Raw genomic sequence first — 9,181 nt, forward strand, 5'->3', positions numbered from 1 at the left:
GTGACGCTCCCCGGACAAGGGCTCCAGGCCAGTCTGCCCTGCAAGCCTGAACAGGTGCAGCGCAGCGTGGAGCTGGCGGGCACCCCGGTGGACATGCACATGTCCGGCTGCGAAGCCGACGGTGCAACTTTTGCCATCGCCTGTGCCGTTCTGCAAGACCCCACCCAAACGGGCGCAGCCCTGACCCACTGGCGCGCCGCTGTCCTGGCGGGCATGCAGGCGCCCTCAGAAGGAGAAGGGCATGCGGGAGCGCCGCAGGACACCGCGTTCGTGCCCGCCGGAGCGCTCGACATTCCCCCCTCGGTGCGCACCGAGGTGCAGGGCCGTTCACCGGATGGCACGGGCGTCGCGGTCCAGGCCGTATGGTTTGCGCGGGTCCAGGGACCCCGGGTGCAGGCCTGCCACGCCATCGTGATGGGAGCGAAGCCGCATCGGGAGCAGGCGTCACAATTTTTCGCCGGGTTGGTTTTGCAGTGACGGTGCTCGCGCGGCGGACCGCCGTGATGGTATTTCTGGCCTTTGCGTTTGCCTACTTTCTTTCGGCGTTGCTGCGGGCTGTGACCGCCACGCTGGCCCCCTTGCTGACGCAGGAGTTTTCGCTCCACGCGCGCGATCTAGGGTTGTTGTCCGGGGGCTACTTTCTCGGCTTTGCAGCCACGCAGCTGCCCCTGGGGCGCTGGCTTGACCGCCATGGGCCCCGCACTGTCCAGCTGGGGTTTCTGGGTGTGGCTGTGGCGGGTTGCCTGGTGTTCTCCCAGGCCGGGAATTTTTCGATGCTGCTGGCCGGGCGTGTGCTGGTGGGTGCGGGTGTCAGTGCCTGCCTGATGGCGCCTCTCACGGGCTATCGGCGCTGGTTTACACCCATGGCGCAGATGCGGGCCAACGCCTGGATGCTGATGACCGGCTCGACCGGCATGGTGGCGTCCACCCTTCCCGTGCAGTGGCTGCTGCCCGTGGCTGGTTGGCGTCCGCTGTTCTGGGGGCTGGCGGTGCTGATTGTGCTGGCCATGGTGTGGGTCGCGCTGGTGGTGCCCGCATGGCCTCAGGCCAAAAACACAGAGCCTGGGGAGTGCGCAGGCCAGTCCCCCCACGGCCTGCCATCGGGTTACACCGTGGTGTGGCGTAACCGCTATTTCCAGCGCCTGGCACCGCTGGGTTTCTTTAGTTACGGCGGCATGGTGGCCATGCAGACTCTCTGGGCTGGGCCCTGGATGCAGAACGTGGCCGGGCAGTCGCCTCAGCAGGCGGCGGCGGGGCTCTTCTGGATCAACATGGCCATGCTGGGTACCTTTTGGTCGTGGGGCATGGTCAACCCCTGGCTGCTGCGCCGGGGTCTGGACGCCAACAGGCTGATGGCCTGGGGCCTGCCGTCCAGCCTGATCGTTCTTGCAACCATCGTGGCACTGGGTCCGCAGGCTGGCGCCGGTGCCTGGGCGTTGTTTTGTGTGTGCAGTACCTTTGTGTCGCTGTCGCTGCCCGCTTTGGCCATGACCTTTCCCCAGGCCCTGGCGGGGCGCGCCCTGTCGGCCTACAACCTGGTGATCTTTCTGGGCGTGTTCGTGGTGCAGTGGGGCATAGGCCTGGCGATCGATGGCTTTATGGGGGCAGGGCTGGATACGGTGGCCGCCTACCGGGCCGGCATGGCCTTGTTCCTGGCGTGCAACGGGGCCGCTTATGCATGGTTTGTGCTGCGCGGCCGCGGTGATAATGCCTATTGAACCGCAAAACCATGAGCACGCGCATCTTCATCATCGCCCACGCCCCCTTGGCCCACGCACTGCGCGAATGCGCCTTGCATGTGTTCGCCGATTGTGCCGACAGTGTCATGGTGCTGGATGTGCAGCCCCACGCAGCACCCGAAGACACCTTGGCCATGGCCCGTAGCATGCTGCAAGCACAGGGCGAAGCCCCGATTCTGGTGCTGACCGACGTGTTCGGCGCCACGCCGTGCAATATTGCCCAGCGGCTGGTCGAAGGCCGCGATGCGCGCTTGGTGACCGGCGTCAACCTGCCCATGCTGCTGCGCAGCGTGTGCTACCGCGCCGAGCCGCTCGATGCGCTGGTGCAGCGCGCCGTGGTCGGGGGCACCCAGGGGGTGATGCAGGTGGCCATTTCAGCGCCCCAGAACCAGATACGCAATCCGCATGATCAAGACCAGCACGACCATCAGCAATAAGCTGGGCCTGCACGCCCGGGCGTCGGCCAAGCTCACCAAGCTCGCCGGCAGTTTCCCCTGCGAAGTTTTCATGAGCCGCGGGGACCGGCGCATCAACGCCAAGAGCATCATGGGCGTGATGATGCTGGCCGCAGGCATGGGCTCGGTGGTGGAGATTGAAACCAGCGGTGCGCAGGAACAGGAAGCCATGGATGCGCTGCTGGCCTTGATTACCGACAAGTTCGGCGAAGGCGAATGAACACAGGCTGTCTTGTCCGCGCAGGGCAGGCCAGAAGGAGGGTGCACGCATGACGTTTTCCGTACCAGGCCTGGCGGTGGCACGTGGCATTGCCATCGGGCGTGCCGTGCTGGTGGGCGTAAGCCGCGTCGAGGTGTCGCACTATTTCATCGAGCCATACCAGATCGACAGCGAAATCGACCGCGTGCGCCAAGGGCGCAATGCTGTGGCCGACGAGCTGCAGCGTCTGCAGGGTGAAATGCCGCCCGATGCCCCGCACGAACTGGCCGCGCTGCTGGATGTGCACCTCATGCTGCTGCAGGACGAAATGCTGACCAACGGTGTCAAGCACTGGATCACCGAACGCCTGTACAACGCCGAGTGGGCGCTGACTACCCAGCTTGAAGTCATCGGGCGCCAGTTCGATGAAATGGAAGACGAATACCTGCGCGAGCGCAAGGCCGACCTGGAGCAGGTCGTCGACCGCATCCTGCGCCACATGAAAGGCGTGCCCCTGCCCGTGGCGCCGCCCGCTGCCAGCCCCAAGCGCAAGACGCAGCAAGACCTGCTGCTCGACGACACGGTGGATGTCCCCCTGGTGCTGGTGGCGCACGACCTATCGCCGGCCGATATGCTGCAGTTCAAGAAAAGCGTATTCGCCGGTTTTGTCACCGACGTGGGCGGCAAGACCTCGCACACCGCCATCGTCGCGCGCAGCATGGACATCCCCGCCGTAGTGGGCGCGCGCGCGGCCAGCCAGCTGGTGCGCCAGGACGACTGGGTGATCATCGACGGCGATGCGGGCGTGATGATCGTCGATCCGTCGGCCATCATCCTGGCTGAATATGGTTTTCGCCAGCGCCAGATCGAACTGGAACGCGAGCGCCTGGCGCGCTTGCGCCACACCCCGGCGGTCACGCTCGATGGTTGCCATGTCGACCTGCTGGCCAACATCGAGTTGCCGGGCGATGCGGCGGCGGCCGTGGCTGCGGGCGCCGTGGGCGTTGGCTTGTTCCGCACCGAATTCCTCTTCATGGGCCGCATGGGCAGCCTGCCCGACGAAGAAGAGCAGTACCGCGCCTACCGCGAGGCCGTTGAAGGCATGCAGGGCCTGCCCGTCACCATTCGCACCCTGGACATTGGCGCCGACAAGCCGTTGGACAAGCAGCACCGTGACGACTCCCTCAACCCGGCTCTGGGCTTGCGCGCGATTCGCTGGAGCCTGGCCGACCCGGCCATGTTTCGCACCCAGTTGCGCGCCCTGATGCGGGCCGCCGTGCATGGACAGGTGAATGTGCTGTTCCCCATGCTGACGCACCCCCGCGAAATCGCGCAGACGCTGGCGCAGGTGCGGCTGGCGCGCGCCGAACTCGATGCCCGTGGCGTCCTGCACGGCCCCACCCGGTTGGGCGCCATGATCGAGGTGCCCGCGGCTGCGCTCATGGTGCGGTACTTCCTGCAGTATTTCGACTTTCTCTCGATCGGCACCAACGACCTGATCCAGTACACGCTGGCCATCGACAGGGCCGATGAATCGGTCGCACATCTCTACGACCCCATGCATCCCGCCGTGCTGCGGCTGGTGGCCGAGGTGATCGCGGAATGCCGCCTGCAGGGCAAAAGCGTCTCGGTGTGCGGCGAAACAGCCGGCGACATCACCATGACCCGGCTACTGCTGGGTCTTGGACTGCGGAGCTTTTCCATGCATCCGGCACAAATCCTGACCATCAAGCAAGAAGTGTTGCGCGCCGACACCCGCAAACTCGCGCCTTGGGCGCAGCAGATGATGGAGGGTGATGACGTTCCGCCGTTGCAGGCAGTGTAGCTGGATTGCTATCAATAATATAGCTTTTGGCGCTTGATGGTAGGGCGTTACAGGCGGATTTGACAAAAATCAGCGCGCCCGCATGCCGATCACGGCCGCGCTGATGATCATGGCCGTGGCCAGCGCAATGCTGGCGCTGAACGGGCGACCGCTCACTGCAATGAGCAGCGCCGTCGAGGCCAGCGGCGTGAGGTAACTCAGGATGCCGATGTGCCGTGCATCACCGAGCTTGAGCGCCTTGTCCCACAGATAAAACGAAGCCCCCAGCGGACCCAGGCCCAGCACCGCCAGCAAGGCCCAGTCGCGGGCTTGCAGCGACACCGAGGGTTCCAGCAATACATGGCACAGCAGCGAGAGCACACCCGACACCAGCCCGAACAGGCCAATGGCGGTGGTGGGGAAGGCCGCCACCCGTTGGGTCAGCAGCGAATAGGTCGCCCAGATAAACGCTGACGCCAGAGCGGGCAGGTAGCCCCAGGCCAGTGCGCCGCTCAGTTCGCGCCCACCGGCGATCGCCATGGCAGCGCCGCCAAAGCCCAGCAGGGCGGCCAGCACATGCGGCAGGCGCAACGCCACACCGGGCAGCATTACCGGCGCCAGCACCACAATGAACAGCGGCCACAGGTAGTTGACCAGATTGGCTTCGACGGGAGGCGCATGGCGCAACGCGATGAACAGCAGAAAGTGGTAGGCAAACAGGCCGTACACCCCCAGGGCCAAGGTGCGCGGCGGGATGCGCCACAGCGAGGGGTTGCGCAGCACCAGCGGCCATGCGGGAATGCTGCCGATGACCAGCGCAATGCCGGTCAGCAGAAACGGCGGAACATGGGAGAGCGAGACTCCGAGCGTGGCGAGGGAAGCCCACAGGGCAATGGCGCCCAGGGCGTACAGGTTGGCATGCATAGGGGTGAGCTTAATCGCACGGCCCGCCGTGTGCTCGGTGCAACAGCTGCTGCGGCACCACTGCGGGCCTCTATACCCCGGCGGACTTGGCCTGCTGGTCTGCGTGGTAGCTCGAACGTACCATGGCGCCCACCGCCGCGTGAGAGAAGCCCATTTTGTAGGCTTCTTCTTCAAACACCTTGAAGGTGTCGGGGTGCACGTAGCGGCGCACCGGCAGGTGGCTGTTGCTGGGCGCCAGGTACTGGCCAATGGTCAGCATGGAGACGCCGTGCGCGCGCATGTCGCGCATCACTTGCAAAATTTCTTCGTCCGTTTCGCCCAGGCCGACCATGATCCCGCTCTTGGTGGGAATGTCGGGGTGCAGTTCCTTGAACTTCTTGAGCAGGTTCAGGGAGAAAAGGTAGTCGGAACCCGGGCGCGCTTCCTTGTACAGGCGCGGCGCAGTCTCCAGGTTGTGGTTCATCACATCGGGCGGCGCCGCTTTGAGAATCTCCAGCGCGCGGTCGTCGCGACCGCGGAAGTCCGGCGTGAGAATTTCGATCTGCGTGCTGGGTGAGAGCGAGCGAATCTGGCGAATGCACTCGACGAAATGCCCCGCACCACCGTCGCGCAGGTCGTCGCGGTCCACGCTGGTGATGACGACGTATTTCAGGCGCAGCTTGGCGATGGTGCGCGCCAGGTTCAGGGGTTCTTCCTGGTCCAGCGGGTCGGGGCGGCCGTGGCCCACATCGCAGAAGGGGCAGCGGCGCGTGCACTTGTCGCCCATGATCATGAAGGTGGCCGTGCCGTGGCCGAAGCATTCACCGATGTTCGGGCAGGAGGCTTCCTCGCAGACGGTGTTGAGATTGCTCTCGCGCAGGATCTGCTTGATCTCGTAGAAGCGCGTGGTCGGCGAGCCGGCCTTGACGCGGATCCACTCGGGCTTTTTCAGGATTTCGCCCTGCTCGACCTTGATGGGGATGCGCGAGAGTTTGGCGGCGGCTTTTTGCTTGGCCAGCGGGTTGTAGTCAGCGGTGGATTGCGCTTCGCGTACGACGTCAGAGGTGCTCATGGCTGGTGGCGGGTCAGGGCGCGAGCCGGATGCAGAGCTGTTTGCCCAGCACGTCCGCGGCCTCCTCCCAAGTGGTGTGGACCCCGATTGTAGAAAGATCGACGGTGCGCAAACCTGCGTAGCCACAAGGGTTGATGCGGGTGAAGGGTTCGAGGTCCATGGCCACGTTCAGTGCAACGCCGTGGTAAGTGCAATGGCGGCTGACTTTCAAGCCCAACGCGGCGATTTTGCCCAGGCCAGAGAAGTCGGGCATGCCGCTTGCGCCCTTGTGGGGGCGCTGCGCAATCTGGGCGTGGCTGCGCGGGTCGTCCAGTCGCACATAAATACCGGGCGCCGAGGCCACGCGGTGGCCGGTGATGCCGAAGTGCGCCAGGGTGCGGATCACGGCTTCTTCGATGCGGTAAACGTACTCTTTGACGAAGTAGCCCGCGCGTTGCAGATCGATCAAAGGGTAGGCCACCACTTGGCCGGGACCATGGTAGGTCACCTGTCCGCCCCGGTTGGTGGCTACGACCGGGATGGCGCCAGGGAGCAGCAAGTGGCTGCTTTGGCCATTGAGGCCCAGCGTGAACACCGGGGGGTGCTCGCACAGCCAGATTTCATCGGGTGTGCCGGGCATGCGCCGGGACGTAAAGGCCTGCATGTCCTCATACGTGGGCAGGTAAGGTGTAGTGCCCAGGGTGCGCAACTGCATGGCGAGCCTTCAGAGCGCGATTTTGACCAACGGGTGACCGGAGAGGGCGCGGTACAGGCCGTCCAGTTGTGCGCGGCTGGTGGCCGTGATGGTGAGCGTCGCGCTCAGGTAGTTCCCGGCACGGCTTTCGCGCAGTTCCAGGCGGGTTTCGTCAAACCCGGGGTCAAACTCCCGCGCCACAGCAACCATTGCGGCCACAAAGCCATCGACCTTGGCGCCCATTACCTTGATGGGGAACAAAGAGGGGTATTCGATCAGCGAGTCCTTGCGGGGATCGGCTTCCGAAGTGGAGGCGCTGTGGTTCAACGGGTCGGGGGTGGTGGCCATAAAGTGCTCTTAAATGTGTAGCTTGTTGCGCTTGTCTATAGAGCGCTACAGGGCATTTTCTTATAAAATCCGGGCGCTCACCGAGTGGGGAATAGTGCCATGGAGCAGCGTGGGCACATCCCCTGACTGCCTGCATTGGACGGGCAAAAAGCCGTTGGCGATGCACAACGTCGGGCAGGGCCGAAACGCGGTTCTGCCGCTCAATTCAAAAGCATTGCAGAATTGCGCGGGTTTTTACTTATAATCAGGGGCTTTGTAAAAAGTTTCAGCCAGTAACGCGGAGCTCGAACGATGACAAAAATCGCTCCCGAGACGGAAGCTGAGGCCGAAGATTCCGACTTCAAGCCCCTGACGGCCCAAGAGGCCCATGAGTGGCGCAAGCGCAATCCGGCAGTGTCGGTATGGCGCCTGGTGGGAATGCAGGCGGTGGCGGGGGTGCTTGTGGCCTTGTTGGCCTGGGCGCTGTCCGGTGAAGCCCCGGTGGCCTGGTCTGCAGGTTACGGAGCCCTGGCGGTGGTAGTGCCTGCAGCGCTTTTTGCGCGCGGCATGTCCCGCCAGAAGCGGGCGGCTTCGGCGGGCTCGGCCATGGTGGGTTTTTTTGGCTGGGAGATGGTCAAGATTGCATTGACGGTTGCCATGCTGGTGGCTGCGCCCAGGCTGGTGCCGCAACTGAGCTGGTTGGCGTTGCTGGTAGGTATGGTGGTCACAATGAAAACGTACTGGATCGCACTCATGGTGCGGCCTGGTGTCCGAAAAACCGATTGATATAGAGAAGAGTTGTCCGATGGCCGCAGAAGCGCACGCTCCGACTGCAAGTGAATACATCGTTCACCACCTGCAGCATCTTCAGAACATCAAGCAGGAATCCATCATCGACATGTCGGTGATCAACTACGACTCCGTCATCGTGAGCGTGTTGATGGGTCTTGTGGGGGTGTTCATCTTTTGGCTCGCTGCCCGCAAGGCAACGTCCGGAGTTCCTGGCCGCTTCCAGGGCGCCGTCGAAATGATGGTGGAAATGGTCGACAACCAAGCCAAAGCCAACATCCACAGCGCGGAAAGCCGCAAGTTCATTGCGCCGCTGGCGCTCACGGTGTTTGTCTGGATTTTCCTGATGAATGCGATGGATATGTTGCCAGTGGATCTGTTGCCCGTCATTTGGGCGCAAATCTACGGCGCTGCTGGCCATGATGCCAGCCATGCCTATCTGCGTATTGTGCCAACAGCCGATCTCTCCACCACGCTGGGCCTGTCATCTGCCGTGCTGGTTTTGTGCTTCTACTACAGCATCAAAATCAAGGGCATGGGCGGCTGGGCGCACGAATTGGTGACCGCACCGTTCGGCACCAGCAAGAATCCTGTCTTTGCCCTGATCCTGGGTGTGGTCAACCTGCTCATGCAGGTTATCGAATACGTTGCCAAGACGGTGTCGCATGGCATGCGACTGTTTGGCAACATGTACGCTGGTGAGTTGGTGTTCATGCTGATTGCCCTGATGGGTGGTGCGGCTGCCATGTCGCTCTCTGGTGTGTTGCTCCCTCTGGGGCACATCATTGCGGGCTCGATCTGGGCGATCTTTCATATTTTGATCATCACCCTGCAAGCCTTCATTTTCATGATGCTGACGCTGATTTACCTCGGCCAGGCGCATGAAGCCCACTGACCATTTCCCTTTTTTCTTTTTCAACTTTTTTTAATCAGGAGTCATCATGGAAAACATTCTCGGTCTCGTCGCTCTGGCTTGTGGTCTGATCGTTGGTCTGGGCGCTATCGGCGCTTCGATCGGTATCGCTCTGATGGGTGGCAAGTTCCTCGAATCGTCGGCTCGTCAGCCTGAATTGATCAACGAACTGCAAACCAAGATGTTCATCTTGGCTGGTCTGATCGACGCTGCTTTCCTGATCGGTGTTGCTATCGCTCTGCTGTTCGCATTCGCCAACCCCTTCGCTTCGACCTTGCTGGCCAACCTGCCCAAGTAATTCCCGTTC

The 9,181-nt window shown here is 62.9% G+C and carries 12 protein-coding genes; 8 read left to right on the plus strand and 4 right to left on the minus strand.

All coding sequences use genetic code 11. From position 1 onward, the window contains the following. From C8D04_RS16355 to ptsP, 5 genes are read left to right on the plus strand one after another with little or no spacing between them, the layout of a single operon-like run. Positions 1 to 477: a hypothetical protein gene (locus tag C8D04_RS16355; protein WP_233521212.1), complete on the plus strand. Its 477-nt coding sequence runs from the start codon at positions 1 to 3 to the stop codon at positions 475 to 477. A gap of 26 nt (positions 478 to 503) precedes the next feature. Then, entirely contained in the window at positions 504 to 1,718 is a 1,215-nt protein-coding gene (locus tag C8D04_RS16360) for an MFS transporter (protein ID WP_199563067.1), read from the plus strand. 11 nt (positions 1,719 to 1,729) lie between these two features. Next, positions 1,730 to 2,176: a PTS fructose transporter subunit IIA gene (locus C8D04_RS16365; RefSeq protein ID WP_116006242.1), complete on the plus strand. Its 447-nt coding sequence runs from the start codon at positions 1,730 to 1,732 to the stop codon at positions 2,174 to 2,176. Then, on the plus strand, positions 2,145 to 2,414 hold the full coding sequence (locus tag C8D04_RS16370; RefSeq protein ID WP_116005783.1) for an HPr family phosphocarrier protein: 270 nt from the start codon (positions 2,145 to 2,147) through the stop codon (positions 2,412 to 2,414). Before C8D04_RS16365 ends, C8D04_RS16370 begins: the two co-directional genes overlap by 32 nt. 49 nt (positions 2,415 to 2,463) lie before the next feature. Continuing rightward, complete coding sequence (gene ptsP, locus C8D04_RS16375; protein WP_116005784.1) at positions 2,464 to 4,218, plus strand: phosphoenolpyruvate--protein phosphotransferase; 1,755 nt, start codon at positions 2,464 to 2,466, stop codon at positions 4,216 to 4,218. Positions 4,219 to 4,287: 69 nt separating this feature from the next. On the opposite strand, the gene C8D04_RS16380 is transcribed toward ptsP, so the two are convergent. The 4 genes from C8D04_RS16380 to C8D04_RS16395 all read right to left on the minus strand — a co-directional run bounded on the left by C8D04_RS16380 (position 4,288) and on the right by C8D04_RS16395 (position 7,193). Continuing rightward, entirely contained in the window at positions 4,288 to 5,121 is an 834-nt protein-coding gene (locus C8D04_RS16380) for a DMT family transporter (protein WP_116005785.1), read from the minus strand. 70 nt (positions 5,122 to 5,191) lie between these two features. After that, on the minus strand, positions 5,192 to 6,172 hold the full coding sequence (gene lipA, locus C8D04_RS16385; RefSeq protein WP_116005786.1) for a lipoyl synthase: 981 nt from the start codon (positions 6,170 to 6,172) through the stop codon (positions 5,192 to 5,194). 13 nt (positions 6,173 to 6,185) lie between these two features. Beyond that, positions 6,186 to 6,866, minus strand: a complete 681-nt coding sequence (gene lipB, locus C8D04_RS16390) for a lipoyl(octanoyl) transferase LipB (RefSeq protein WP_116005787.1) — start codon at positions 6,864 to 6,866, stop codon at positions 6,186 to 6,188. Positions 6,867 to 6,875: 9 nt separating this feature from the next. Then, on the minus strand, positions 6,876 to 7,193 hold the full coding sequence (locus tag C8D04_RS16395; protein WP_116005788.1) for a DUF493 family protein: 318 nt from the start codon (positions 7,191 to 7,193) through the stop codon (positions 6,876 to 6,878). A gap of 291 nt (positions 7,194 to 7,484) precedes the next feature. Here C8D04_RS16395 and C8D04_RS16400 point away from each other — a divergent pair, with 291 nt between their 5' ends. The 3 genes from C8D04_RS16400 to atpE are packed head-to-tail and all read left to right on the plus strand — an operon-like array spanning position 7,485 to position 9,172. Then, positions 7,485 to 7,958: an ATP synthase subunit I gene (locus C8D04_RS16400; protein ID WP_116005789.1), complete on the plus strand. Its 474-nt coding sequence runs from the start codon at positions 7,485 to 7,487 to the stop codon at positions 7,956 to 7,958. A 19-nt stretch (positions 7,959 to 7,977) separates the two neighbouring features. Beyond that, positions 7,978 to 8,856, plus strand: coding sequence for a F0F1 ATP synthase subunit A (atpB, locus tag C8D04_RS16405; protein ID WP_116005790.1), 879 nt, complete (start codon positions 7,978 to 7,980; stop codon positions 8,854 to 8,856). A 46-nt stretch (positions 8,857 to 8,902) separates the two neighbouring features. Next, positions 8,903 to 9,172, plus strand: coding sequence for a F0F1 ATP synthase subunit C (gene atpE, locus C8D04_RS16410; RefSeq protein ID WP_005796706.1), 270 nt, complete (start codon positions 8,903 to 8,905; stop codon positions 9,170 to 9,172). Positions 9,173 to 9,181: the final 9 nt, after the last annotated feature.

It is taken from the genome of Simplicispira sp. 125 (assembly GCF_003096555.1).
GTDB lineage: Bacteria > Pseudomonadota > Gammaproteobacteria > Burkholderiales > Burkholderiaceae_C > Simplicispira.

Bases quoted from the DNA above. Each gene is read 5' to 3' on its own strand.
- C8D04_RS16395 (WP_116005788.1), bottom strand. From the start codon at position 7,193: ATGGCCACCACCCCCGACCCGTTGAACCACAGCGCCTCCACTTCGGAA.
- C8D04_RS16370 (WP_116005783.1), top strand. From the start codon at position 2,145: ATGATCAAGACCAGCACGACCATCAGCAATAAGCTGGGCCTGCACGCC.
- atpE (WP_005796706.1), top strand. From the start codon at position 8,903: ATGGAAAACATTCTCGGTCTCGTCGCTCTGGCTTGTGGTCTGATCGTT.
- ptsP (WP_116005784.1), top strand. From the start codon at position 2,464: ATGACGTTTTCCGTACCAGGCCTGGCGGTGGCACGTGGCATTGCCATC.
- lipA (WP_116005786.1), bottom strand. From the start codon at position 6,172: ATGAGCACCTCTGACGTCGTACGCGAAGCGCAATCCACCGCTGACTAC.
- C8D04_RS16400 (WP_116005789.1), top strand. From the start codon at position 7,485: ATGACAAAAATCGCTCCCGAGACGGAAGCTGAGGCCGAAGATTCCGAC.
- C8D04_RS16365 (WP_116006242.1), top strand. From the start codon at position 1,730: ATGAGCACGCGCATCTTCATCATCGCCCACGCCCCCTTGGCCCACGCA.
- C8D04_RS16380 (WP_116005785.1), bottom strand. From the start codon at position 5,121: ATGCATGCCAACCTGTACGCCCTGGGCGCCATTGCCCTGTGGGCTTCC.
- atpB (WP_116005790.1), top strand. From the start codon at position 7,978: ATGGCCGCAGAAGCGCACGCTCCGACTGCAAGTGAATACATCGTTCAC.
- C8D04_RS16360 (WP_199563067.1), top strand. From the start codon at position 504: ATGGTATTTCTGGCCTTTGCGTTTGCCTACTTTCTTTCGGCGTTGCTG.
- lipB (WP_116005787.1), bottom strand. From the start codon at position 6,866: ATGCAGTTGCGCACCCTGGGCACTACACCTTACCTGCCCACGTATGAG.